18 protein-coding genes and 1 tRNA gene are annotated in these 25,096 nt (G+C 60.0%); 13 read left to right on the top strand and 6 right to left on the bottom strand.

The window, feature by feature from the left end:
• The first annotated feature begins 11 nt into the window (after positions 1 to 11).
• Complete coding sequence (rpoD, locus tag E2K99_RS04215) at positions 12 to 2,237, top strand: RNA polymerase sigma factor RpoD (protein ID WP_008325811.1); 2,226 nt, start codon at positions 12 to 14, stop codon at positions 2,235 to 2,237.
• 57 nt (positions 2,238 to 2,294) lie between these two features.
• Positions 2,295 to 2,373 (top strand) — tRNA-Ile (locus E2K99_RS04220).
• Between the two features lie 136 nt (positions 2,374 to 2,509).
• On the opposite strand, the gene E2K99_RS04225 is transcribed toward E2K99_RS04220, so the two are convergent.
• The 4 genes from E2K99_RS04225 to E2K99_RS04240 all read right to left on the bottom strand — a co-directional run bounded on the left by E2K99_RS04225 (position 2,510) and on the right by E2K99_RS04240 (position 8,012).
• Entirely contained in the window at positions 2,510 to 4,711 is a 2,202-nt protein-coding gene (locus E2K99_RS04225; protein ID WP_240733846.1) for a GmrSD restriction endonuclease domain-containing protein, read from the bottom strand.
• Between the two features lie 33 nt (positions 4,712 to 4,744).
• Positions 4,745 to 6,082, bottom strand: a complete 1,338-nt coding sequence (locus E2K99_RS04230; protein WP_134221438.1) for a DUF262 domain-containing protein — start codon at positions 6,080 to 6,082, stop codon at positions 4,745 to 4,747.
• Positions 6,083 to 6,430: 348 nt separating this feature from the next.
• Positions 6,431 to 7,690, bottom strand: coding sequence for a type II toxin-antitoxin system HipA family toxin (locus E2K99_RS04235; protein ID WP_134221439.1), 1,260 nt, complete (start codon positions 7,688 to 7,690; stop codon positions 6,431 to 6,433).
• Positions 7,677 to 8,012 carry a helix-turn-helix domain-containing protein gene (locus E2K99_RS04240; RefSeq protein ID WP_051057514.1) on the bottom strand — a complete coding sequence of 112 codons (336 nt, stop codon included), beginning with the start codon at positions 8,010 to 8,012 and terminating at the stop codon, positions 7,677 to 7,679. The genes E2K99_RS04235 and E2K99_RS04240 overlap by 14 nt, the downstream gene beginning before the upstream one ends.
• Before the next feature lie 408 nt (positions 8,013 to 8,420).
• On the opposite strand from E2K99_RS04240, the gene E2K99_RS04245 reads away from it, so the two are divergent.
• The 7 genes from E2K99_RS04245 to E2K99_RS04275 all read left to right on the top strand — a co-directional run bounded on the left by E2K99_RS04245 (position 8,421) and on the right by E2K99_RS04275 (position 17,589).
• Positions 8,421 to 9,359: a LysR family transcriptional regulator gene (locus E2K99_RS04245; RefSeq protein WP_240733847.1), complete on the top strand. Its 939-nt coding sequence runs from the start codon at positions 8,421 to 8,423 to the stop codon at positions 9,357 to 9,359.
• Positions 9,360 to 9,839: 480 nt separating this feature from the next.
• Complete coding sequence (locus tag E2K99_RS04250; RefSeq protein ID WP_134221440.1) at positions 9,840 to 10,913, top strand: DUF1338 domain-containing protein; 1,074 nt, start codon at positions 9,840 to 9,842, stop codon at positions 10,911 to 10,913.
• Positions 10,903 to 12,309 (top strand): FAD-binding oxidoreductase, encoded by a 1,407-nt coding sequence (locus E2K99_RS04255; protein WP_134221441.1) that lies wholly within the window; start codon positions 10,903 to 10,905, stop codon positions 12,307 to 12,309. The genes E2K99_RS04250 and E2K99_RS04255 overlap by 11 nt, the downstream gene beginning before the upstream one ends.
• Before the next feature lie 101 nt (positions 12,310 to 12,410).
• Positions 12,411 to 13,295 (top strand): transcriptional regulator GcvA, encoded by an 885-nt coding sequence (gene gcvA / locus E2K99_RS04260; protein WP_134221442.1) that lies wholly within the window; start codon positions 12,411 to 12,413, stop codon positions 13,293 to 13,295.
• A gap of 359 nt (positions 13,296 to 13,654) precedes the next feature.
• Positions 13,655 to 15,169, top strand: coding sequence for an L-piperidine-6-carboxylate dehydrogenase (gene amaB, locus E2K99_RS04265; RefSeq protein ID WP_134221443.1), 1,515 nt, complete (start codon positions 13,655 to 13,657; stop codon positions 15,167 to 15,169).
• A 154-nt stretch (positions 15,170 to 15,323) separates the two neighbouring features.
• Positions 15,324 to 16,361 (top strand): ABC transporter substrate-binding protein, encoded by a 1,038-nt coding sequence (locus E2K99_RS04270; protein ID WP_420840906.1) that lies wholly within the window; start codon positions 15,324 to 15,326, stop codon positions 16,359 to 16,361.
• Positions 16,362 to 16,374: 13 nt separating this feature from the next.
• Positions 16,375 to 17,589, top strand: a complete 1,215-nt coding sequence (locus tag E2K99_RS04275; protein ID WP_134221445.1) for an aminotransferase-like domain-containing protein — start codon at positions 16,375 to 16,377, stop codon at positions 17,587 to 17,589.
• 77 nt (positions 17,590 to 17,666) lie between these two features.
• Here E2K99_RS04275 and E2K99_RS04280 read toward each other — a convergent pair whose 3' ends face one another.
• Complete coding sequence (locus E2K99_RS04280) at positions 17,667 to 19,817, bottom strand: TonB-dependent siderophore receptor (protein ID WP_051057512.1); 2,151 nt, start codon at positions 19,815 to 19,817, stop codon at positions 17,667 to 17,669.
• A 126-nt stretch (positions 19,818 to 19,943) separates the two neighbouring features.
• A complete protein-coding gene (locus E2K99_RS04285) occupies positions 19,944 to 21,086 on the bottom strand; it encodes a sigma-54 interaction domain-containing protein (protein WP_134221446.1) in 1,143 nt (380 codons plus the stop codon).
• A gap of 436 nt (positions 21,087 to 21,522) precedes the next feature.
• On the opposite strand from E2K99_RS04285, the gene msuE reads away from it, so the two are divergent.
• Genes msuE through E2K99_RS04305 form a run of 4 tightly spaced genes read left to right on the top strand, consistent with a single transcriptional unit; the run spans position 21,523 to position 25,096 of the window.
• Positions 21,523 to 22,095, top strand: coding sequence for an FMN reductase (msuE, locus tag E2K99_RS04290; protein ID WP_134221447.1), 573 nt, complete (start codon positions 21,523 to 21,525; stop codon positions 22,093 to 22,095).
• A 60-nt stretch (positions 22,096 to 22,155) separates the two neighbouring features.
• The gene (gene sfnG, locus E2K99_RS04295; protein ID WP_134221448.1) at positions 22,156 to 23,316 is read left to right on the top strand and encodes a dimethylsulfone monooxygenase SfnG; all 1,161 of its coding nucleotides are present in this window, start codon (positions 22,156 to 22,158) and stop codon (positions 23,314 to 23,316) included.
• Entirely contained in the window at positions 23,313 to 24,200 is an 888-nt protein-coding gene (locus tag E2K99_RS04300) for an ABC transporter ATP-binding protein (RefSeq protein ID WP_134221449.1), read from the top strand. The genes sfnG and E2K99_RS04300 overlap by 4 nt, the downstream gene beginning before the upstream one ends.
• On the top strand, positions 24,200 to 25,096 hold the full coding sequence (locus tag E2K99_RS04305; RefSeq protein WP_134221450.1) for a branched-chain amino acid ABC transporter permease: 897 nt from the start codon (positions 24,200 to 24,202) through the stop codon (positions 25,094 to 25,096). Before E2K99_RS04300 ends, E2K99_RS04305 begins: the two co-directional genes overlap by 1 nt.

Genomic DNA, 25,096 nt, shown 5'->3' on the forward strand with positions numbered 1-25,096 from the left:
CGAAGACTTCCGTGACCACCAAGAAACCCGAAACCAAGACCGCCAAGACCACCAAAGCCGCACAGGTGGAAGGCAAAGACGTCAGCGCGACTGCTGCGTCGAGCGTAAGCCAAACCACTGATGCCGCTGCCCTGGCAGCCATCGACACGTCCGGCTATGTGCTGCCGAGCGTCAAGGTGCCGGGCCGCCGTGGCCGCAAGCCCAAGGAATTCCAGCCGGAGAGCGACGAAGTTGCCGCACTGAACACCATCGAGCGTACCGAACTGAAGGCCGCCGACAAGGCCAAGGCCAAGGATCGCAAGGCCAAGGAAAAGGCCTTGTTGAAGGACGCTTTCTCTTCCGACACCGAAGCCAGCGAAGAAGAGCTGGAGCGTCGTCGCCAGAAGCTCAAGACCCTGATCAAGCTGGGCAAGGAACGTGGTTTCCTGACCTTCTCGGAAATCAACGACCACCTGCCGGAAAACATCGTCGATCCGGAAGCCATCGAAGGCATCATCGGCACCTTCAGCGACATGGGCATCTCGGTCTACGAGCACGCTCCTGATGCGGAAACCCTGCTGCTGTCGGACAACGTGGCCAACGTGGCCAGCGATGATGACGCCGAAGCCGCAGCTGAAGCTGCACTGTCGACCGTCGATTCCGATTTCGGCCGTACCACCGACCCGGTACGCATGTACATGCGTGAAATGGGTTCGGTCGAACTGCTGACCCGCGAAGGCGAAATCGAAATCGCCAAGCGCATCGAAGACGGCCTGAAGGACATGATCCAGGCCATCTCCGCCTGCCCGACCACGATCGCCGAGATCCTGGCTGCGGCTGACCGCATCTCCAAGGATGAGATCAAGGTCGACGAAATCGTCGACGGCTTGGTCGATCCCAACGAGAGCGAACAGCAGGTCGAGGCGGCCTCTTCCGACTCCGATGAGGACGACGAGGAAGAGGAAGAAGAGGAAGAAGACGAAGAAGAAGAGGAAAACGAGAGCAGCGGCTCTGGTGCCGCCGGCTTCTCCGCCGAACAGCTGGAACAGTTGAAGCGCGACGCGCTGGGCAAGTTTGCCGTCATCGGCACCCAGTTCGAGAACATGCGCAAGGCTTTCGAGAAGGAAGGTTACAACTCCAAGCCTTACGTGAAGGCACAGGAAATCATTTCCAACGAGCTGCTGGGCATCCGCTTCACCGCCAAGATCGTCGAGAAGCTGTGCGACACCCTGCGTGCGCAGGTGGACGAAGTGCGTACCGTGGAACGCCAGATCCTGGACGTGGCCGTCAACAAGTGCAACATGCCGCGCGCGCACTTCATCAAGGTGTTCCCGGGCAACGAAGTGAACCTGGACTGGGTGGATGGCGAAGTCGCCGCCAACCATGACTACAGCGCCGTGTTGAGCCGCAATGTGCCGGCCATCAAGGAACTGCAGCAGAAACTGATCGACCTGCAGGCGCGCGTGGTACTGCCGCTGCCGGACCTGCGTGCGATCAACAAGAAGATGGGCGCCGGCGAGAAGAAGGCGCGCATGGCCAAGCGTGAAATGACCGAGGCCAACCTGCGTCTGGTGATCTCGATCGCCAAGAAGTACACCAACCGTGGCCTGCAGTTCCTGGACCTGATCCAGGAAGGCAACATCGGTCTGATGAAGGCGGTGGACAAGTTCGAATATCGTCGTGGCTACAAGTTCTCGACCTATGCAACCTGGTGGATCCGTCAGGCCATCACCCGTTCGATCGCTGACCAGGCGCGCACCATCCGTATTCCGGTGCACATGATCGAAACGATCAACAAGATGAACCGCATCTCGCGTCAGATCCTGCAGGAAACCGGTGCCGAGCCGGATCCCGCGACCCTGGCGATCAAGATGGAAATGCCGGAAGACAAGATCCGCAAGATCATGAAGATCGCCAAGGAACCGATCTCCATGGAAACGCCGATCGGTGACGACGACGATTCCCATCTGGGCGACTTCATCGAGGACAACAACACGCTGGCGCCGGCCGATGCGGCCTTGCATGCGTCGATGCGCAACGTGGTCAAGGACATCCTGGATTCCCTGACCCCGCGCGAAGCCAAGGTGCTGCGCATGCGTTTCGGTATCGAGATGTCGACCGACCATACGCTGGAAGAAGTGGGCAAGCAGTTCGACGTGACCCGCGAGCGTATTCGTCAGATCGAAGCCAAGGCATTGCGCAAGCTGCGTCATCCTTCGCGTTCGGACAAGCTCAAGAGCTTCCTGGAAGGGAATTGATCTTAAGGGTGAGTCAGGATTGGCCGGCGAGATGTTAAAATCGCCGGCTGATTTTTTGGCCCCCTAGCTCATGCTTGGTTAGAGCAGCGGACTCATAATCCGTTGGTGCCGTGTTCGACTCACGGGGGGGCCACCAGAGTAAATAAGGCTTTCAACGCTGTTTGCGTTGAAAGCCTTTTCCTTTTATGCAGAGAGCTTTGCCGGACGCGATGAGACTCAAGTTGGAATCGACGTTGGTGCGAATGAATCTCTTTCCTTGAAGTGACGTACTCTCAGGGTTGACAAATACCGGAAATCTGGCTTAAGCCTAAATCATCAGCCAACAAATGCAGCATTTCGCTGTGATGCCGTCTCACTTGGTCGTTTCCCCAGCCTTCCTTTCGAGTGATGCTTGCCATTTTCTTCAACTTCGGGCTTTGTTCCTGAAATGATTCAAAGCTTTTCGCCTTAACGTCAGGTATGTTGTTGCTGAATTTTGAGTTTGCGCTAACGCTCAGCAGTGCCAGGTTCCCCAGTACATTCAGAAACTGAGGAGAAACGATCTGTCCGGATTGCTCCTTGTCGGGATGCTGAGGGTAAAAATGCTCGATCGAGTTCCGGAAGGTGAACCTGAACACCGATTTATCCGCATTTCCGAGCAACAGGTAGTCTAGGTAAGTAAACACAATCCGGTTGATGCTGAATCCCTCTGGTTGACCCTCAGTCTCAGCAAAAAACGCTTCCCTAACCTTATCCCTGGCGTACGTTCGCAGTTCGTCAGCAAGGATTTTTCCCGATAGCGATGCAACGTTGTCACTTTCATGTAGACACCGAAGTAGCCGGGTGATCCAGTGCATCGTACGTGGCGACGTGTAGGTTACTCGTAGCATTGATTGAAGCATTAGCAGATCAATCGTATCCGCATCAATGTTGCCATCCTCCTCAACATTACTTTTTCCTTTATAAAGCGTGGAAACATAACCCGGGGTAAAGCGATCCTTTGACTTACGCCGTATTAAACTGCAAATGGACCAATCACCATCAACGTCATTGGTGGCTGTATATTGGCGCTTCAATATAAAACCATCGAATAGGTTGCGGCAACGCAAGAGCGTGATTGCGAAGTTTCTAACCCATTCAGATTTCTTAGAGCTTGATGAGGGCAGATCTTCGTCAAATAGCTTAATAAGTCGTTTATCGTCAAGGCCACCTTCATCCTCATCGTCATTTCCCTTGAAAATCTTCAAAACGTGCAGAAGAAATGAGGAGAATTCGATTGTCGAGCGGAACCGTACATTTTCCTGATCGGATTCATCTAAATACAAATTCAGTTGTGCATACTGTTGCAATGCACCTTCAACAGATAAAGAGTCTCCTAAAGAAAAATTCCCGGCAGAAGCAATTCTTGCATGCTCATAGATGGTGCGAAGCTCCTCGAAGTCATTTAATAACAAGAACTTCCAATCTTTGCCGAAAATTTCGTCCCGGGATTTTGGATTATTCCTCGTTAATGACATTTGGACATAAGAATCCATCTCGGCGCAGGCATCCCATATCCAGGCGAAACACGCACGATCCTCATCGTCGAGAACGCTCATTAGGCGTGCCTTGATGATGTCCACTTGCCTTAATTGCTTTCCACGAGTATTCATTATTTCAAAGTAACGATTAAGATCTGTTTCCGCAGGAAGCGAAACGCGAACAACGTTTACTTTGTGTTGGAGAAAGGTGAAAAACGTGGCGAGGCCTTTTTGGTGACTCAGTTCAGGATGCGCCCCAATGAATTGCTGTATGACATTGAAACCCTCGTGAATGCCGGCATCTTCGTGATTCACAGACTCTACTTGTGTATGACGCTCAGAAACTCGCCGGAGCGCTTCTGTAGCCCGTGGCCTGGATTCATACTTTAAGCGATCCCGATGGGTGGCATCAGAGTCTCGTATCTTTTGAGAGAGGAATGTAAGAAGAAGGTACAAAGTGGTTAGGCGCTGCTGACCATCTATCACCTCGAAACTATTTACGTCCTTTCTTTCAGTGACAATCAGATTCCCGAGGAAGTAGCTGCTTTCCGCTTCTCTAAGTGCATCTTGAATATCAATGATGAGTTGTTGAATCTGCTCTGCACGCCATGCGTAGTTGCGCTGGTAGACAGGTATCGTGTAACTCGATTCTGAGGTGCCGAACAGAGCGCCGACGGACAATAGATCTGTCTTTAATGCATCCGTTGAAGGTCGTGCATCTATACTTTCAAGCCGAGCGATGAGGTCCTGCTTTCTGCCTTTGCTATCTACCCGCATGGACTCACAAACAGTCTTCACCTCTTGTTCGCTCAACTCCTGTAGAAGGTCACCAGATTTAAAGCGTTTTTTTGAGGTTATTGTCTTCTCCAAAAGTTCACGCATCCTCCAGTCAGTAACTTCGACGTCATGTTTCTTGATAATTTTTTTTAGTAAAGCCGTGGTTGCAACCGACACAATCGCATGTTTCAGATTCATTATTCTTCTCAATTTTTGGCTTTTATCAGGATGCTATGAAGATGCGCTACCGTGGACCAGCTCATCGAGGAAAGCCACGAGATTGCTTTCGTGTTCGTCCGCTGGAGAGGCACTTTCATTCTGAATCTGGTGAATGATCCGCGGGCTTAAAGAGTTTCTAAACATTACAAAGGGCGATGATCTTTCAGCCCCTCTTGCCCGGTTGTCTACCGAGCGCAACTGGACACGGAGTAACTCGATACGGAGGAGGTATGCCCAAGAAAAGAGTAGCTTGCGCACTTCCTCTAAATTCTCGTCTCCAAATTTGTTCGTGTAATAGAGAACAGCTGCCAAATAGAGTTCAGAGACGTAACGATAGCGGCTTCGTGAGGGAATCTCTGTAAGAGTCGCTTCAGAGTCGCGGGTCTCTTTCAGATCGTATATGGCATATTTTTCAAAACCGCCTTCAAACGCCGCTTTTGTTATCTCTTTTAATTCGCGTAGCATGAATTCAACCATCTCGAAAAAGCAGCGGCCGGCAATTATGGGCGCATCGAGTTGGAATCTGCTGCGTCCGCTATCGCGATCATCGCGTTCGCTGTGAGCCGTCCACGAACGCATCATTGAAATTGATGCCTGTGCGGCAAGGTGATAGCGTGAGCTTGGCGGTAAGGAATCATTTGGTGTTATTCCCTTGAACATCCCTACGTCTTGCATTTTGAATCCGTCGATCGCACTTTCCCCCTGCGACCAACGGGCAATCCGATAGAGGTAGATAGAGAAAAGCCTATCCAAGTCTTCATCGCGGACTGATTCCCATGTTTCGACGACAGCGGATTTCATCGCGCTAGTTTCACATCGCATCTCCCGCAAATGATGCGCCTTGAGAAGGTCGTGCGGTACGAGTGATTTTCCTCGATAGTTTTGTGAATCGAATACTCGGAAAGCTTCGTCAATATCCTCTGTGACGACCTGTACTACCTGGCACTGGCTGCGAATGAACGTGAGCAGAGATTTTCGATCGTCATGCGAGCTTATTATGTTCAATCGGATATTTAATGATTTCCAAACTATAAGAACTGGATTGTCGTTCTTTCCAGAAATACTGAAGTTATCTAATGGATCGAGAATTGCACAAATCATCCGCAAGGTTAGCAAGCGCTGCTGGCCGTCAACAACATCAAGGCCCTTGGAGCTTCGATTTAAAATGATCACTCCGAGGACATAGGGAATACCGTCCTTATCCTCCTTAGCCTCTACAATGTCATCCACTAACTGCAATGCCATCATTGGCTCCCAGCTGTATGGGCGCTGATAGGAGGGGATTCTGAGTTTTTTTGCGAGGAGTTCGCCAACATTAATTGTGTTGATATCATCGGCCTTAATCGCCATGTATTCCTTCCCCCTTTTATGGTTTTTTATTCAAGCAAGAGTCGCTACGTATATTTCATTATGCTGTATTTTTTATTTGTTCCTGCGATCCATTTTTCGCCGCAAGCTTGACCTGAATATCTTGAAAAGAACTGATGGTGCAAATCCTTTTGATTCTCGAAGGCTATCGAATAGGGCCTCAAATATCCCGCTAATCAAAGTTTTGTAACGACCCAATAAAAACAAATTCCTATTTTAGCCAAGTACTGATTCTGGGTACCGTTACAAACGACTTGATATGCGCGAGATCGAAGAGATGGTGCTTGAGGATGTGCCGGCTCATCAGGGAGGAGATGGAAGGCACCGCAACTAACTATTGTCGCGCTCTCGCCCTCGGCGCAGAATCGCAACGTTGTGAGACAAGCGTTCGCGCAACATGGCTTGCCATTCCTGATCCAGGCAATTTGCCACCGCATCAAAGCTGCCCGTAATACGCCCCAGCAGCGCGTCGAGACACCTCGCGGCCTCCTCCCGACTGGCAAATCCGAAACGATGTGCGTCAGCCAAAACTGCGTCGCGCGAAATGTCGAAGCGTCCCTGCGATAGCTGCATGTGCAGGCGAGCGGGCGTGTCCACCGGATTCGGAACCACGTCAAACGCTGGTGCGAGACGCCAGCGGCGTTCCTCCTCCGCATAGACGATCGCATGATTGCGTACATGGTCATCATCGTTGCCGCAAACGGCATTGAAGACCATGCGACCGAAAAGTTCGATACGGTCAGTACTTGGTGCGCCCGCCAGCCTGAGTTCTTCGGCCAGACGTGGATAGCTCCAGCGGTCCGTCTCATGACGCCCGGGATATTCAGCCTGCAGCAAGGATGCGGCGCTCACACACAGGTGGCGTTGTTGTCCGGTGCGGTCAAACCTGAGAACGCGTACCGACTTTCTGCCACCTGCGTCAGCGTGATAAACGGTTTGAGCAAAATTCAATCCGCTGGCCAGCCCCCATTGCTGGCCCACGTGCTCAAGCAGCGGAACAGGGCCGGCGTCTGTAGCAATCTCCGGCTTGATCAGCCAGAACTGACCGTGGTCGCCCCGTACCGTCGCTTTGGGCCGCGCACCGCCCACGCTGGCGGTCTGGACCAGCCGTTTGCGAATGCCGGCCCGGATAGCAGGACGATGCTCCGCGAGCGCCGCCAGTTCTTCAATGACTTCATTGAGTTGAGGCAGGCCAGGTGTGTTCATTTGCGCAGCGGGCGGCTTGGCACTTGTTCCTACGGCCAGCGCACCCCAGCGGTCCAGATTGCTGGCCTTGAGCAGATATTGCAGCGGCGGAGCATCTTCCGAAAGATTGTGTTCGCGACGCAGCAGCGCTTGTCCCCAGGCATCCGGGCAGGCATCCCGCAATACGTCATGCAGACCTTGATAGCGTTGTGCCCGGAAATCCGTCTCGGGCAAAAATTTCAAGTTCTGCGGATCAATGGCCCAGGTATGCCCGGCGTCGATGTAAGACGGGGCATACCTGAAAAATCCCTCTCCGGAATCGCCTGCCTTGTACCGGCCCACAGTGAGCCACTCGCCATTGTCAGGACGCTGCAGATAGACATAGACCGGTTTAGAAATAGTCATCGTCGCCAGCTCCCTTTTGCTCCCGATTGAGTCTGACACGCTGGCCATAGTCACCTTGCCAAAGTTCGGCAGGCAATGCCGGTACGGCCTGGTCGAAGATGCCCAGCGCCAGAAGCGCGGTCAGATAAGCACCCACGCCGGCACCGGGATCTCCCTTTTCCAATCTGGCCAGCGTCACCCGCGAGATTCCCAGCCGGGCAGACAAATCAATGGCAGTGATGCGCTGACGCAGGCGCTGGGTGGCAATGCATTTGCCCCAGGTCGTCAGGCGCTCTTGTACCAGTGTCGGCCAGTCCTGTGCCGTCGAGAGTTTCTTGGGCATGCTTTTCTCCGTTCATAGATATGACATTATAGTATTTAATGCATTATCTATGTTCTGAGTGTTTCAGGTCTGTGCTTCATAGATATGGCGTTAATTTACTTAATGTGATCTCTATGATGCACTCTGGAAGGGCCCGCCGCCGTCTCTCTTGTCGTTGATCGAGCGCATCTTCGAGCCTGCTGCAGTGTGAGGAATCCATGGCCGCCAGGGCGTGCGAGGAGCCAGCCAGGGACAGCAAGCCCAACAGTTCTCCCCGGAAATAGTAACGTATGTGACTATCTCACCCGTCCCCAACCACTTCCCGCCAAACAGGAAACAAGCCCCAATCTCCAGCTCACCTCGTCTGCTCATCACACAACATCCCGCGCTATAGTCGACGCTGACCCCATCGACCTCCTGCATGCCACGATGAAAAACCAAGCCATGGATTACCTGCCCCGCATGGTGATCTTCTCCCGCGTCGTCGAGCTGGGCGCCTTTTCCAAGGCCGCTCGCGAACTGGGGCTGACCTCGTCGTCGGTCAGCCAGCACATCAGTGCGCTCGAAGCCATCCTCGGTACCACCCTGCTGCACCGGACCACCCGCAAGCTCAGCCTCACCGAAGCCGGCCAAGGCTTCTATGCCCACTGCGCCCGCATCGTGGCGCTGGCCAATGAAGCGCGCGATGCCACCGAGAGCCTGCACAAGGAACTGGTCGGCGAACTGCGCATCGCTTCCTCCAGCTTCATGGCCCCCGAATACCTGGTGCCCGCCCTCGACCACTTCATCCGCAGCCATCCCCAGCTGCGCATCAGCATCCACGTCAGCGATCACAACGTCGACCTCATGGACCACAGCGTCGACCTGGCCTTGCGGGTAGGCAAGACTCCCGGCCCCGGCGATATCCCGCTGGCCCGCATGGGCGCCGTGCTCTGCGCGTCCCCCGATTACCTGCAGGCCAGGGCCGCCATCCGCCGTCCCGAGGATCTGCTTCAGCATCAGATGTTGTTCTTCACTCCGCATGGTCCCGATGCCGTGGTCGATCTCACCCTGACCAATCGCGCCGGGCAATGCGCGCAACTGCGCCTCGGTCCGCGCATCACCGCCAACCACGCCCGCTCGATCCGGCAGCTGGCCGTGCAGGGACATGGTGTAGGCCGCTTCCTGCGCAGTAAGGTGCAAGATGATCTTAAGTCGGGACGCCTGGTGGAAGTCTTGCCGGACTGGTCGCTGGAAGGCTATTGCGCCTTCATCACCACCCGCCATCGCGACGCCGTGCCCGCCAAGATCCTGGCCTGCATCGCCCAGATCCAGGATTATTTCGCGCGCCGTCATCCGCCTGAAGACGAGGAAACGGCTGCGCGGTAAAGCGTTGCGGCGCTTGCATTGTTCAATTTGATTAACGAGTACGTTCGCAAAACGACGGCTAATCAAATCGCTGCGCTTGTAATACAGTTCCCCTGTCGTTCCCTGCCGGTCATGTGTCGGGGGGCACTGCGGGCTGCAAGCTCGCGCCGGCGTTGCGTTACCGCGGAGGGGGTTTTCGGTGGCGCAACACGTAGAGGGAAGAGGGCGATGCCGACAAGCGCAGGATGCACCCGCCTTTCCTCTCTGGGACGACCGTCAATGGACAGATCAGCATCTGCTCGGCATCGTGATCGACATTGGCATATCAACCGCATGGGCTGCCCCAGCCCCTGCCCCGTCAGCCGGCTTGTGCGCTCCACCCCCGCTCCCGCCCTTGCATGAGTAAAAGGCATCGAAGCCCCAGAATTTATCGTTTTATTTGCCGCCCGCGCTGCCCTTACCATGAGGCTATCTCATAGTCACCCGGTCAAAGGCACGCAAATGACGATCTCCGCGCAGCACAGCAATCTCCATCAACTCCTGCTTTCCCACTACGGCGACGAGGCCCTGGTGCAGCGCCAGTTCGCGCGCCTGGAAGTCCCCGCCTCGACCCTGCGCCCCGCGGCGTCCGAGGTCTCGCGCCTGGAACTGGCGCAGGCCCTGAACATGCTGCTCTTCGAAGGCCTGCTGCAACAGGTCGCCACCGGCCGTGACTATGTGGCCGATGCCGAGCGCGAGGGCGTGAAGATCTGCTTCGACCACGGCGCCGTGCGCACCGTGCGCCTGGGCCGCGACAGCGGTTTCCCCGATGGCGAAACCCTCTTCACCAGCGTGCTGTTGCCGCTGGGCTACCAGCAGACCGGTACCTACCCGCTGGCGCGCATCAAGATGACCGGCCGCGTCTATACCCACATCGACGACGCCGAACAGATCGCCCAGTTCTTCGTGAGCGAACTGCATCCGGAACAGTTCTCGCCGCAATTCCAGCAGACCGTGGATGCCGTGCTGGCCACGTCGCGCAATCCGCTCTCCGATGAAGTGCTGGCCTTGCTGGCCAAGCTGTCCGCACAAGGCAAGCTGGACATGGACGAGGCCAAGCGCCTGTTGCCCGCCATGCTCAAGTGCTTCGCCCGCCATCACGACCTGCCGACCCTGGCGCAATACGAAACGCTCAAGGCCGAATCCGCCGAGATGGCCTGGATCTCCACCGAAGGCAATGCCTTCAATCACGCCACCGACCGTGTCTCCGACGTGGTCGCGACCGCCGAACGCCAGCGCCAGCTGGGACGTCCCATCAAGGACCAGGTGGAAGTCTCGCGCAATGGCCGCGTGCGCCAGACCGCCTTCCGTGCAGTCAAGGTCGATTACCAGCTGCAGGGCGAGGACGGCCAGCCGGTCGCCGTCACCGTGCCGGGTTCCTTCTACGAATTCATCTCGCGCGATTATTTCGCCGACGAGGCCGGCCAGCGCAAGCTGGACCTGACCTTCGACAGCGGCAACGCGCAAGGCATCTTCAAGATGACCGAGGCCGTGGCATCGGGCGCAGCCGGCGGCGAGGCGGCCAGTGTCTGCTGAGGCCACGCTGGCGCGTCTGCAGGACCTGCTGGGCAGCGCCGGCCTGATCACCTCCGCGCCCGAGCGCCAGCCCTACGAGCACGGCCCGCGCTATGGGGCCGGGCAGGCGCTGTGCGTGGCGCGTCCGGCCAATGTGGCCGAAGCCGCCGAGCTCATGCGCCTGTGCGCAGCCGAAAATATCCGCCTGATCCCGCAGGGGGCCAACACCGGCCTGGTCGGTGCGGCTTCGCCTGATAGTTCAGGTCTGCAACTAATCCTCAGCATGGAGCGCATCAAGGGCGTGATCGATATCGATCCGGTCGATGGCGTGATCCAGGCCTGGGCCGGCACCCGCCTGTCGGACCTGAACCAGGCGCTGGCCCCGCACGGGCTGTGCTTCCCCATCGACCTCGGGGCCGATCCCTCGGTAGGCGGCATGCTGGCCGCCAACACCGGCGGCGCGCGCCTGATCCGCTATGGCGACGTGCGCCACAACACGCTGGGCCTGCAGGCGCTGCTGATGCAGCCGCCCGGCGAACTGCTGGAGATGGGCAACCGCCTGCACAAGAACAATACCGGTCCGGACTGGAAGCAGCTCTTCATCGGCACGGCCGGCAGCTACGGCATCGTCACGCAAGCGGTGCTGCGCGCGCATCCGCTGCCGCGCCAGCGCGCCACCGCCTTGATCGTGCCGTCCTCGCTGGAAGCGGGTTTGCGCCTGCTGCAGGATGCCCAGGCGCAGTTCGCCGATTTCCTCACGGCCTTCGAAGGTATCTCGCGCAATGCGCTGGCGTCGGTCTTGCGCCACCTGCCGCAGGTGAATGCACCCTTTGATCCATTACCGGACTATGCCTTGCTGGTGGAACTGAGTTCGTCATCGGCGGCCAGTGAGCACTTCGATCTCGACCAGCTCTTCATGGCCTGGCTGGAACGCCACTTCGACGATGCCATCGTCGATGCCGTGGTCGACAAGCCCGAGACCCTGTGGCGGCTGCGCCATGCCATCAGCGACAGCGTCAAGCAGGAGGGCAGGATCGTCGCCTTCGACATCTCCGTCTCGCGCTCGCGCATGCCGGCCTTCCGTGCGGAGGCACTGGCCCTGGTGGAACGGGACTTCGCCGGTGCCGAGGTGTTCGACTTCGGCCATTGGGGCGATGGCGGCGTGCATTTCAACCTGGCCATCCCGCCGGCGCAGCAGCCGCATTTCCCGCCGGAGCGCATCGAGGCCCTGCGCACCGCGCTGTATGACTTGGTTGCAAAACGTTACCAAGGCAGTTTCAGCGCCGAGCACGGCATCGGTCCCTTCAACCAGCATTACTACCAGCGCTACACGCAGCCCGAACAACGCGCGCTGGCCGGCCGCGTGCAAGACGTGTTCGATCCGCACTGCCTGCTGGGCAATACGCGCTTCACATGACGGGCAGCGTGCCGGGACGCTCTGGAGGGGAGGGCACGCCATTTGCTTTAGTGCGGGCTCCTTCACCTTCTGCCCCGCCTTCAGCCAGCGGTCTTCGTCCCATGCGCCGTTTCATCCCGTCAACGTCCTGCCTGATCGCCTTCGATACGTCGGCCCGGCACATGTCGTTCACCAAGGCGGCCAATGAATTGCACATGACGCAGGGTGCGGTGAGCCGCCAGGTGGCGATCCTGGAGGAGTACCTCAACGTCAAGCTGTTCGAGCGCATCAACCGCCGCCTGATCCTCACCGAAGCCGGCCGCGATTATGCGGGCCAGGTCTCCAGCATCTTGAAGCAGATCGAGATGGCGACCTTCCAGGTCATGACCTACAACAGCCTGGCCAGCGTGCTGAACCTGGCGATCCTGCCGACCTTCGGCGTGAAGTGGCTGATCCCGCGCCTGGCCAAGTTCGCTGCCGCCTATCCCGATGTGCTGCTGAACCTGAGCACGGAAGTGCTGCCCTTCGATTTCAATACGCGCCAGGTCGATGCCGCCATCCACTTCGGCGAACCCGACTGGCCCGATACCGTGATGGTGCGGCTGATGGGCGAAGAAGTGGTGCCGGTCTGCAGCAAGGCTTTGGCCGAAGGCCTGGGCTCGGTGGAGGACCTGGCCAACGTCACGCTGCTCCAGCACACCACGCGCCCGCAGGCCTGGCAGGACTGGTTCCGCCATGTCGGCGTGGATTGCCCCAATGCCTTGTCGGGCCCGCGCTTCGAGCAACTGGCCATGGTCATCCAGGCCGCTGTCGCCGGCATGGGCGTGGCGCTCATGCCCAAGTTCATGGTCGAGACCGAGATCAGCCTGGGACAGTTGCATGTGCCCTTCCCGCTGGCGGTCAAGAGCCCGCAATCCTATTACCTCGTCTATCCCGAAAAGAACGCCGGCAAGGCGGCCATCCTCAAGTTCCGTGAGTGGATCCTGAGCGAAGCACAGGGCGGCTGAGGTCTTCCATCGGGCTGCATCGATTCGGTGCAGCGATTTCCCAGGCTGACTAAAACTCATGGCCGCGCATTTTTCTCCTGCGTGCAGATGCATCTCGTGTCATGCCATGAGGGCGCTGCAAGCCGCCACCGGCGCGGCCCCGGCACCGCGGCTGAAAGCGCCACGGTACGGGGGCTTGCGGCCGATATGAAGTGATGCGCTGCACCATCCTCGCCCATCCTCGCGCATTCTCGCGCGCCAGGCCAGTGCATTCCAAAAACTCATGATGTGGTGAAATTTTTTGGTTTTAAGAAGTAGGGCGGCTGTCCTTATACTCCATCGTTCCAGACCCATCCCACTCCACTTTTCAAGGGAACCCCATGTCTTCTCCACGCATCTTCTCCACCCTGGGTGCCGACTTCTCGGCCTGCGCCGGCAACGATCTGGTGATCCGTTCGCCGCGTGATGGCGAGGTCATCGCGCAACTCAAGGCGCAGACGCCGGCCGACGCCGAAGCGGCCATCGCCGGCGCGCAGCAGGCCTTCCTGGCCTGGCGCGAAGTGCCGGCGCCGGTGCGCGGCGAACTGGTGCGCGTGCTGGGCGAAGTGCTGCGCGAGCATCGCGACGAACTCGGTGCCCTGGTCACCCAGGAAGCCGGCAAGATCCTCTCCGAAGGTTTGGGCGAGGTGCAGGAAATGATCGATATCTGCGACTTCGCCGTGGGCCTGTCGCGCCAGTTGCACGGCCTGACCATCGCTTCCGAGCGTCCCGGCCATCGCATGATGGAAACCTGGCATCCGCTGGGCGTGGTCGGCGTGATCACCGCCTTCAATTTCCCGGTCGCGGTGTGGGCGTGGAACGCCGCGCTGGCGCTGGTGTGCGGCAATGCCGTGGTGTGGAAGCCTTCCGAAAAAACACCGGTCACGGCACTGGCCGTGCAAGCCCTGTTCGCCAAGGCCGTGGCGCGTTTCTCGGCACAGCGTCCGAACCTGGTGCCGGCGCAACTGTGCGGCCTGCTGATCGGCGGTGCCGACCTGGGCGAGACCCTCTCGCGTTCGGCCACCGTGCCGCTGGTGAGCGCCACCGGCAGCGTGCGCATGGGCCGCAAGGTCGCCACCGTGGTGGCCGAACGCCTGGGCCGCAGCCTGCTGGAACTGGGCGGCAACAATGCCATGATCGTCGCGCCCTCGGCCGACCTGAACCTGGCCCTGCGCGCCATCACCTTCTCCGCCGTGGGCACCGCCGGCCAGCGCTGCACCAGCTTGCGCCGCCTGTTCGTCCACAGCAGCATTCATGACCAGGTAGTGGCGCAAATCAAGCGCATCTACGCCAGCGTGAAGGTCGGCGATCCGCTGCAGGGCGATACCCTGGTCGGCCCGCTGATCGACCAGGCTGCTTTCGATGCCATGCAGGCGGCACTCAAGCAAGCGCGTGCGCAGGGCGGTGAAGTCACCGGCGGCGAACGGGTGGACGTGATGGGCCAGCAGTCCTGGTACGTGCGCCCGGCACTGGTCACCATGCCCGGCCAGACTGCGATCATGCATCACGAGACCTTTGCGCCCATCCTCTACATCGTCAAGTACGATGAACTGGGCGATGCCATCGCCATGAACAACGCCGTGCCGCAAGGCTTGTCCTCGGCCATCTTCACCAATGACATGCGCGAAGCCGAGCTCTTCGTCTCGGCCGTGGGCAGCGACTGCGGCCTGGCCAACGTCAACATCGGCACCAGCGGGGCCGAAATCGGCGGTGCCTTCGGCGGCGAAAAGGAAACCGGCGGGGGCCGTGAATCCGGTTCGGACGCCTGGAAGAACTACATGCGCCGCGCCACCAACACCATCAACTACAGCAAGACCCTGCCGCTGGCGCAGGGTGTGAAGTTCGATATCGACTGAGCGACGGCCACGTCCACCTGCAGTACCCCAAGCAAAAATGCAGCACCGCTGCCGGATTCCTGCTCCACCTGGGAATCCGGCATGGCATCCCACGACCCACGCCCGCGCAAGCGGGATCCACAACGGCAAACCGGCAAGGAGTGCAGTAATGAAGATGAAGACCCTGGCAGTGACCTGTGCAATCGCTGCGACCCTGATCGCCACTGGCGCACAGGCGCAGACCAAGACCATTTACGTCGGCATGAACGGCGGCACGATGGAGAAAAACTACACCGCCTCAATCTTCCCCGACTTCGAGAAGGCCAACAACGTCAAGGTGGTGGTGGTGCCCGGCACCTCCTCCGACATCATCGCCAAGATGCAGGCCCAGCGCGACAAGCCGCAGATGCACGTGGCCTTCCTCGATGACGGCATCATGTACCGCGCCATCAACATGAGCCTGTGCGAAAAGGTCAAGGACGCCGCCGTGCTCAAGGATGTCTATCCCTTCGCGCGCCTGGCCAATGACCAGGCCGTGGCCATCGAGATGGGCGTGCTCGGCATCGGCTACAACAAGAAGCTGTTCGCCGAGAAGGGCTGGCCGGCACCGACCTCGTGGATGGATTTTGCTGATCCCAAGTACAAGCAGAAGGTGGTGTTCCAGTCGATCTCGGCCAGCACCTTCGGCCTGTATGGCTTCATGATGTTCAACCGCCTGGTGGGCGGTACCGACAAGAACGTCGACCCCGGCTTCAAGAAGTGGGGCAGCACCATCGGCCCCAACGTGGTCGAATATCTCTCCAGCTCGGCCAAGATTTCCGAGATGGTGCAGACCAATGAAGCGGCCATCTTCCCGCTGACCGTGACCGGCATCGCCAACCTGAAGGACAAGGGCATCCCCGCTGAATTCGCCACCCCCAAGGAAGGCGGCGTGCTGCTCATGACCGGCGCTTGCCCCATCAAGGGCAACAGCGAACCGGAACTGGCGCAGAAGCTGCTGGAATACCTGCTGACCCCGGCGGTGCAGGCCAAGAGCATGGCGCTGGCCAATTCGATTCCGGTCAACCGCAACGTGCCGCTGTCGGACGCCGCGCAGGCCAAGCTGGGCAAGAGCGAAGTGCTGACCAAGAACCTCAACACCGTCGACTGGGATACCGTCAACGAGAAGCGCTCCGAGTGGAACAACCGCTGGAACCGCATGATCGAGCAATAAGCCTCTATCGATCATGACCGCAGCCTATCGTTTCAATCCGGCCTTCCAGTCGCCCCAGGGGTCGCCCATCCGGGAGCTGTTCAAGTACACGCAGCAACCCGGCATGATCTCCTTTGCCGGCGGCTATCCGGCCCCGGCGCTGTTCGATACGCAAGGGCTGGCAAAGAGCGCCGCCACCCTGCTCGACAGCGCAGCGGCGGCCTGCCTGCAATACGGGGCGACCGAAGGGGCGGCGCAACTGTCGCAAGTGCTCAAGCAGGTCACGCGTACGCGCATCGGCGGTGCCGATCCGGGCGACCTTATCGTCACCACCGGTTCACAGCAAGGGTTTGAACTGCTGTTGCGCATCCTGCTGGAGCCGGGTGATGGCGTGGTCATCGAGCGGCCCTGCTATCCGGCGGCGATCCAGGCCTTGCGCCTGGCGCATGCCGAATTGCTGGAGATTCCCGGTGACGCCCGAGGCATGGATACCGATGCCTTGGAAGCCTTGCTGCTGGCGGGTGCCCGGCCCAAGCTGCTGTACCTGGTGCCGAGCTTCGCCAATCCGACCGGCGCCACCTTGCCGCTGGCGCGCCGCCGTCATTTGCTTGCGCTGGCGGTGCGTTACCAGTTCATCGTGATCGAGGATGATCCCTATGGCCAGCTGCGTTTTTCCGGGCAGGCCGAGCCGCCGCTGCTGCAGGTGGCGCAGGAGATCGAGGGTGCGCGTGACTGGCTGGTGTACCTGTCGAGTCTGTCCAAGATCGTGGCACCGGGTTTGCGCATCGGCTGGATGTGTGGTCCGTCGGAAATCCTGCGCCGTGCCGTGATCGCCAAGCAGACCGGCGACCTGTGCACCGCGCCGTGGATGCAGATGGTGGCGGCGCAATATCTGCAGGCCGGGCATCTGGAGGCCCATCTGCCGCACATCATCGCCACCTATCGCGAACGTTGCGCGATCATGCTGTCGTCCTTGCGCGAAGCCTTCGGCGATCGTCTCTCGCTGATCGCGCCGGAAGGCGGCATGTTCATCTGGGCCAGCTGGAAGGATGGCACCGATGCCACGGCGCTGCTGCGGACCGCGGTGCGCCACAACGTGATGTACGTGCCGGGCAGCGCCTTCTATGCCACGCCATCCGATCCGGGCCATTGGCGACTTTCTTTCGCCAATGCCCAGCCTCGGGAGATCATCGACGGCGTGGCTCGCCTCAAGCAGGCACACGAGGAATGGATGCACGTGCAAGCATGACTTTTCTTCATGCATGAAAAACGCCCCGATGCGCAGTGCGGATCGGGGCGTTGTCTTTTCGGCGTCGTGGAAACGATTTACAAGTCGATCTTCATGCGCGCCACGACAGTGCGTTCCGCCCCCGGCATCACGTAGAGGTTGTTCCACGAGCCCGGATAGTAGTTGCGGTTGAAGAGGTTGTGCACGTCCAGCGACAGCCGCACATTCTTGCTCACCTGCCAGTAGCTCAGGAGCTTGACCGTCGCATACGCCGGCAACGAATAGGTGTCGGCGGTATTGCCCGAACGGTTGCCGACGTAGTTCACGCCGCCCCCCAGTCCATAGCGCGCGCCATTGGCCGTCGCATCTTCACGCATGACCAGAAGACCTGCGCTGTAGGCCGGAATATTGGCCAGGCGCGTGCCGGCGGCCAGGGTCTTGTCCTTGGTCACGCGCGCATTGTCCCAGGCGAAATTGGCCGAAAGACGCCAGTGCGCATCGATCTGGCCATAGGCATCGGCCTCGAAGCCGGTGCTCTTGGCTTCGCCGGCCGCCACCTGGAAACCGGGCGTATCGCTGGCGGTAAGCACATTGGTCTTGGTGATGTCGTAGACCGCGAAGTTGGCGCCCAGGCGTTCATCCGTGGTCTGCAGCTTGAGGCCGGCTTCATAGGCGGTCGAATGCTGCGGATCGAAGGCGCGGCCGCTGGCATCCACGCCGCTGTTGGCACGGAAGGATTTGCCCGCCGTCACATACACCGAACTCCAGGCCGTCGGCAGATAGGTGATGCCGGCGCGCGGCGACACGGCGCTCTGTTGCTGCGAGGTGGTGGTGACGCCGCCCACGCGGTTCTCGATGCTCTGCTTGTACTGATCCCAGCGCACACCCGCCAGCAATTTCCATTGCGGCGACAGGCTCAGCTGGTCCTGCACGAACACGCCCTTCACGCGCTGTCTTTCGTCCGAACTGCTGGTGCGGTTGGTCAGCGGCAGCAACGGGCTGCCGTAGACCGGATTGTAGATATCGATGGGGGTATTGGCCGAGCGCAGGATTTCCGTATTCATCCACAGCGTGGATGCTTCTGCACCGATCAGGAGGGTGTGGCCGATGGCACCGGTGTTGAAGTTGCCCTGCAGCTCCGCCTGGAAGGAGGTATCGCGCGAGGGAAGCTGCCGCCAGGTGCGGGTGCGGTTGAGCGTGCGGTTGTCAGCGGCCAGCGGATTGGAGAGGGCCGCTTCGGTGTAATAGCCATCGAAGCTGCTTTCCTTGTAGCTGGCACCGAGCCTGGCACGCCACTGCTCGGACAGCGTGCGCTCCAGCGTCAGCTGATGCGTATTGCTGCGCATGGCCATGTTGCCATCCGAGGGTTCGTTCAGGACGCGGTCGCGCGGCAGCGTGCCCAGCACGCCGCGCACGTTGATCAGGCCGCGGTCCAGCGGTGTGCTGGCCTGCAGGAATTCGGCCTCGTAGTTCAGCAGGGTGTCCTTGTCGATCACCCAGGCCAGCGACGGGGCCACCAGCGAGCGGCGGTTGTTGAGCAGGCTGGAACGGCTGTCGCCTTCCTCGGTCATGGCGATCAGGCGATAGGCCAGGTTCTGGCTCAGGGGACCGGTGCTGTCCACCGTGGCACGGCGCAGGCCGCCGGTGCCGGCACTGAGTTCGGCGCTGTTCTTGCGCGTGAACTGCGGTTTCTTGGTGACGATGTTGATGGTGCCGCCCGGCTCGCTGCTGCCATAGAGCGCGGCGGCCGGGCCCTTGAGGAATTCGATGCGTTCGATGGTGGCCGTATCGCGGCGCGGATTGTAGCCGCGCGAACCGGGGAAGCCATTGACCAGGAAACCCATGTCGGTACTGCTGAAGCCGCGAATGGCAAAGTTGTCCCAGGTGCCGCCGAAGTCATTGAGGCGGCTGATGCCGCTGACGTAATCGACCGTGTCGGCCAGACGCACCGCACCCAGATCCTCGATCTGCTGGGTAGTCATCACGCGTACCGACTGCGGGAGCTCCATCAGCGGGGTATCGGTGCGCGTGGCACCGCTGGTGCTGGTGGCGTTGTAACTGCTGCTGGCTTTGTCGCGGCCAGCAGAGACGCTGATCTCGGGCAAGGCCGCTGCATTGCTGCCGGCCGCCGTGGCCGCATCGTCGGCCCAGGCCAGGGGCGCTACCGCCAGCAGACTGGTCAGCAGCCATGCGGCGCTGGTGGCGCAGCGGCAGGGAAGGGAAGTCGCAAATCCTCGGTGCATCATCATCGGTATTCAAACAGCCAGGCAAATAATCGGGCCGATGAATATAAATGATAATCGTTAACAATTGTTGGGAAATTGTAAGTTTATTGTGAAGAAAAGTCTGTTCAAGTTGTTATTTTGCAATGAGCGTCATTTCAGCGCCGAGATTTGCCCATTGCGGATCAGCCTTGCCCGCAGCACGTTGCGGCTGATGTCGAGCAGGCGCGCGGCCTGTACCTGATTGCGTTCGCAAAACTCGAAGGCGGTACGAAATACCGTGTCTTCGATTTTTTCAAACAGGCCCGCCTGCGCTTGATTGAACAGGTTCTGCAAGGCCTGTTCCAGCGCTTGCAAGGGATCGTTGCTGCAATCGATGCCGCCATGCGCGGCATATGCCGGGCGCCGCTCCACATGGGAGAGATGGAAGTGCTCGGCGCGCAGGCTGTCCTCCTGGCAGATCAGCAGCGCATGGTGGATGGCGTTTTCCAGTTCGCGGATATTGCCCGGCCAGTCGTGCTCGCGCAGCTTGCGTTCGCCTTCTGCATCGATGCGGGCTGCGCCATAGCCCAGCCGCTGGCGATATTCATGGAGGAAGTAATGGGCCAGCGGCAGGATATCCGCAGGCCGCTCGCGCAAACGCGGAATGGCCAGTTGCACCACCTGCAGCCGGTAATACAGATCCTGGCGGAAATGCCCGGCCGCCACCGCATCCTGCAAGCGCACATTGGTGGCGGCGATGACGCGCACGTCGATGGGGATGCTGCGCCGTGATCCCAGCCGCACCACCTCGCGTTCCTGCAGCACCCGCAACAGCTTGACCTGGATGGCCAGCGGCAGGTCGCCGATTTCATCGAGGAACAGCGTGCCGCCATTGGCCGCTTCGAACCAGCCGGCCTTGTGCGCGATGGCACCGGTGAAGGCGCCTTTCTCATGGCCGAACAATTCGCTCTCGGCCAGGCTCTCCGAAAACGCACCGCAATTCACGGCCACGAAGGGCGCATCCCGGCGATGGCTCAACGCATGCACGTGACGCGCGATCAGTTCCTTGCCGGTACCGGTGGCACCGATGATGACCACGTTGGCATCGCTCGGTGCCACACGCTGTACGCGTTCCAGCAGGGCCACCGAGACCGGATCATGGAACACCTGCGCCGTGGCGCGAATGGACGTGCCCAGCTTGCGCGCATGCGGCAAGGTCAGCAGCGGCGATGCGGTGCGCGCGGCAAGGTCGCCATCACCCTCCGGCGAAGAGGGCAGCGCATACAGATGGGCAGAGCGAGGGCTGGCATGCATGTCAGGCTCCGGTCTTGTGGAATCTCCTGCTCCGGGGGGAGAGGCAGGAGGGGAAGATGAATGGATTCTAACAATATGGAAGGAGCGAATTAACGATCAATTCAGCATAAGCATGCTCGGTATACGTTGGGTGATCGACCGAAAAAGCTTGTCTGACATGGGACTGATGATGGTCCGTCACCGTATGGCGACAGCTTCGGCACAGGAATGCAAAGCTGTCATACAGCTTGGAAAACTTAGTAAATAAAGAGAAACATCAGGGCGACTTGCCTGCTGCTCCAGCAGCAGCGCGTGAGCAGATTGCTGCTGCAGCAGTAGTCCGGATTTTAGCAAGTCCTTGATTTGAAAGGCTTCACAGGGTGGCACGTTCTTCGCTGAATGAGGAGGGCGGATGCGATCGCGTCCTTCCTTCAGTCATCCAAGGAGAGCCTTCTTCATGAGCCGTCCCCTGCAAGTCGTCATCGTCGCCGGAAGCGGCCGCCGTCCCTCCCGTACGCTGGGCCTGCTCAATGCCATTGCAGCGCAGCTGGGCCAGCACATCGCCATCCAGACGGAAGTGGTGGCGCTTTCCGACCTGAGCGGCCAGTTGCTCAGTGCCACTGAACTGGCGCAGTTGCCCGACCCCGTACGCCAGAAGATCGCCGCCATTGAAAACGCCGATGTACTGCTGGCGGGCAGTCCCGTCTATCGCGGCTCCTATTCGGGTTTGTTCAAGCATCTGTTCGACCTGGTGCCGCAGGAGTCGCTGTTCGGCAAGCCCGTGCTGCTGGCCGCCACCGGCGGCAGCGATCGCCATGCGCTGGCCATCGATCATCAGTTGCGTCCGCTGTTCGCCTTCTTTCAGGCGCTCACGCTGCCGCTGGGCGTGTATGCCAATGCCCAGGAGTTCGACAACGAAACCATCATCAGTGCGGCCCTGCAGGAACGCATTGCCCTGACCGTGCAGCGGGCGCTGCCGGTGTTGCAAGGCCTTGCCGCATCGGCGGCAGTGTCCCGCGCCGCCCGCTGATCACAGCGCGCCATTTCATTTTCGATCACCCGATCATCCTCTTTTCAAAGGAGTTTTTTCATGAGCCAAGCCCCCGCTACCACGACCTCCACCACCCCGCGCACCGATGCCGTCAAGTTCGCCTATTGGGTCCCCAACGTCAGCGGCGGCCTGGTGGTGAGCACGATCCCGCAACGCACCGACTGGAGCCTGGAATACAACCAGCGTCTTGCCGTGGCCGCCGAAAAGGCCGGCTTCGAATACGCCTTGAGCCAGATCCGTTTCACCGCCGGCTATGGTGCCGAATACCAGCACGAGTCGGTCTCCTTCAGCCAGGCCCTGCTGCACGCCACCACCAAGCTCAAGGTGCTGGCCGCGATCCTGCCCGGTCCGTGGCATCCGGCCGTGGTGGCCAAGCAGATCGCCACCATCGACCACATCTCGCAGGGCCGCATCGCCATCAACGTGGTCAGCGGCTGGTTCAAGGGCGAGTTCCAGGCCATCGGCGAACCCTGGCTGGAACATGACGAACGCTATCGCCGTTCCAATGAATTCATCCGCGCACTCAAGGGCATCTGGACCCAGGATGACTTCACCTTCAAGGGCGATTTCTATCGTTTCAACAATTACACCCTCAGTCCCAAGCCGGTGCAGAAACCGCACCCGGAAATCTTCCAGGGCGGCAGCTCCCGCGCCGCGCGCGACAACGCGGCCAGCGTCTCGGACTGGTACTTCACCAACGGCAATACGGTCGAGGGGCTCAAGGCACAGATCGATGACATCCAGGCCAAGGCCGCGCAGAACGGCCACAAGGTGCGCATCGGCGTGAACGCCTTCGTGATCGCCCGCGATACCGAAGAAGAAGCGCAAGCCGTCCTGCAGGACATCATCGACCACGCCCACGTGGAGGCGGTGCACGCCTTCGGCGACGCGGTCAAGCAGGCGGGCAAGGCTTCGCCCGAAGGCGAGGGCAACTGGGCCAAGTCCACCTTCGACGACTTGGTGCAATACAACGACGGCTTCAAGACCAACCTGATCGGCACGCCGCAACAGATTGCCGAACGCATCGTCGCGCTCAAGGCCATCGGCGTGGATCTGGTGTTGACCGGCTTCCTGCACTTCATCGAGGAAGTCGAATATTTCGGCCAGAAGGTATTGCCGCTGGTGCGCGAACTGGAAGCGCGTCAGGCCACGGCAGCGGCTGCACCACAGCAGGCGCAGGCGCTGGAAGCGGTGGCATGAGCATGAGCGGCACGCTTGAGCTCGCGCTGCCCGCCCATGCGGGGGCAGACGCCGGCACGATGGCGCAGCGCTCGGTGCAGGCCGGCGTCGCGCCGGTCCTGCAGCTGGAGGGCATCAGCCTGTCCTTCGGTGGCGTGCAGGCCTTGCGTCATGTCGACCTGGCCCTGCATGAACGCGAGATCCTGGCCGTGATCGGTCCCAACGGCGCGGGCAAGAGTTCGCTGGTCAACGTCATGAGCGGACTGTACCGGCCCACGCAGGGCACGGTCAGCCTGGCCGGCAAGCGTTTCCGGCAGGTGCCCACGGCACGCCTGGCGCGGCTGGGCGTGGCGCGTACCTTCCAGAACCTGGCCCTGTTCAAGGGCCTGAGCGTGCGCGACAACATCGTGCTGGGCCGCGTCGATGCGATGCGGTCCAGTTTCGTGGAACAGATCGCCGGTCTCGGCCGCGCCCGCCGCGAGCGCAACGAGGCCCGTGCACTGGCCGCGCAGATGATGGACTTCCTCGACCTGCGCGCGCATGCGGGGCGTCCGGTGGGTGGCTTGCCCTATGGCCTGCAGAAGCGCGTGGAACTGGCGCGCGCGCTGGTGGCGCAACCCCGGGTGCTGTTGCTGGATGAGCCGATGGCCGGCATGACCGTCACCGAAAAAAGCGAGATGACGCATTTCGTGCGCGCCGCGCGCGATCAGTTCGGGACCGCCATTCTGCTGATCGAACATGACATCGGCCTGGTCTTCGGACTCTCCGACCGCGTGGTGGTGCTGCAGCATGGCAGCAAGATTGCCGATGGCGCACCGGCGGAGGTGCGCCAGGATGCCGCCGTGATCGAGGCCTATCTGGGCGTGGCCCAGCCTGAGCATCACACCACGCAGGAGGCCGCGTGATGGCTGACTTCGATTGGGTGTTCTTCGCCGAAGTGCTGTCCGGTGGCCTGCTCTCGGGGGTGATGTATTCGCTGGTAGCGATCGGCTTCGTGCTGATCTACAAGACCTCGGGCGTGCTCAATTTTGCGCAGGGCGCGCAACTGCTGTTTGCCGCGCTGACTTTCGTGAGTCTGGTGGAGCGCGGTGTTCCTTTCGCGCTGGCCTTGCTGCTGACGCTGGCGGCGATGATCCTGCTGGGCCTCTCGATTGAGCGGGTGGTATTGCGTCCCTTGCAGAACCAGTCGCCGATGACGCTGTTCATGGCCACGCTGGGTCTGTCCTACGTGATCGAGGGCGCGGCGCAATTGCTGTGGGGCACGCAGGTGCATGCGCTGGAGCTGGGCATCGCCGATACGCCCCTGCAACTGGGCGGGATGATGATTTCTTCCTTCGATCTCTTTGCCGCTGCCACGGCGGCGCTGATGGTGGCGCTGCTGTCGGCCTTCTTCCGCTACACCCGCCTCGGACTGGAATTCCGCGCGCTGGCCGATGACGGCTTTGCCGCATTGGCAGTGGGTTTGCGCCTGCCGCGCATCCTTGCCGCCGTGTGGGCCACGGCCGGATTGATCGCACTGATCGCCGGACTCTTGTGGGGCGCGCGCCTGGGCGTGCAGTTCTCGCTGTCGCTGGTGGTGCTGAAGGCCTTGCCGGTGCTGGTGCTGGGTGGTTTCGATTCGGTACTGGGGGCCATCGTCGGCGGCCTGCTCATCGGTGCGCTGGAAAAACTGGCGGAGGTCTATCTCGGTCCGCTGGTGGGCAGCGGCATCGAAGGCTGGTTTGCCTACGTGGCCGCCTTGGCCTTCCTGCTGGTCAGGCCCAGTGGCCTGTTCGGCCAGCGTGCATGGCAAAGGGCCTGA

This window comes from Herbaspirillum huttiense (assembly GCF_004367745.1).
GTDB lineage: Bacteria > Pseudomonadota > Gammaproteobacteria > Burkholderiales > Burkholderiaceae_D > Herbaspirillum > Herbaspirillum huttiense.

Coding starts and splice junctions, on each gene's coding strand:
- msuE (WP_134221447.1), top strand. CDS start 21,523: ATGAGCCGTCCCCTGCAAGTCGTCATCGTCGCCGGAAGCGGCCGCCGT.
- E2K99_RS04245 (WP_240733847.1), top strand. CDS start 8,421: ATGAAAAACCAAGCCATGGATTACCTGCCCCGCATGGTGATCTTCTCC.
- E2K99_RS04270 (WP_420840906.1), top strand. CDS start 15,324: ATGAAGACCCTGGCAGTGACCTGTGCAATCGCTGCGACCCTGATCGCC.
- E2K99_RS04285 (WP_134221446.1), bottom strand. CDS start 21,086: ATGCATGCCAGCCCTCGCTCTGCCCATCTGTATGCGCTGCCCTCTTCG.
- gcvA (WP_134221442.1), top strand. CDS start 12,411: ATGCGCCGTTTCATCCCGTCAACGTCCTGCCTGATCGCCTTCGATACG.
- sfnG (WP_134221448.1), top strand. CDS start 22,156: ATGAGCCAAGCCCCCGCTACCACGACCTCCACCACCCCGCGCACCGAT.
- E2K99_RS04240 (WP_051057514.1), bottom strand. CDS start 8,012: ATGCCCAAGAAACTCTCGACGGCACAGGACTGGCCGACACTGGTACAA.
- E2K99_RS04305 (WP_134221450.1), top strand. CDS start 24,200: ATGGCTGACTTCGATTGGGTGTTCTTCGCCGAAGTGCTGTCCGGTGGC.
- amaB (WP_134221443.1), top strand. CDS start 13,655: ATGTCTTCTCCACGCATCTTCTCCACCCTGGGTGCCGACTTCTCGGCC.
- E2K99_RS04275 (WP_134221445.1), top strand. CDS start 16,375: ATGACCGCAGCCTATCGTTTCAATCCGGCCTTCCAGTCGCCCCAGGGG.
- E2K99_RS04280 (WP_051057512.1), bottom strand. CDS start 19,817: ATGATGATGCACCGAGGATTTGCGACTTCCCTTCCCTGCCGCTGCGCC.
- E2K99_RS04230 (WP_134221438.1), bottom strand. CDS start 6,082: ATGGCGATTAAGGCCGATGATATCAACACAATTAATGTTGGCGAACTC.
- E2K99_RS04300 (WP_134221449.1), top strand. CDS start 23,313: ATGAGCATGAGCGGCACGCTTGAGCTCGCGCTGCCCGCCCATGCGGGG.
- E2K99_RS04225 (WP_240733846.1), bottom strand. CDS start 4,711: ATGAATCTGAAACATGCGATTGTGTCGGTTGCAACCACGGCTTTACTA.
- E2K99_RS04235 (WP_134221439.1), bottom strand. CDS start 7,690: ATGACTATTTCTAAACCGGTCTATGTCTATCTGCAGCGTCCTGACAAT.
- E2K99_RS04250 (WP_134221440.1), top strand. CDS start 9,840: ATGACGATCTCCGCGCAGCACAGCAATCTCCATCAACTCCTGCTTTCC.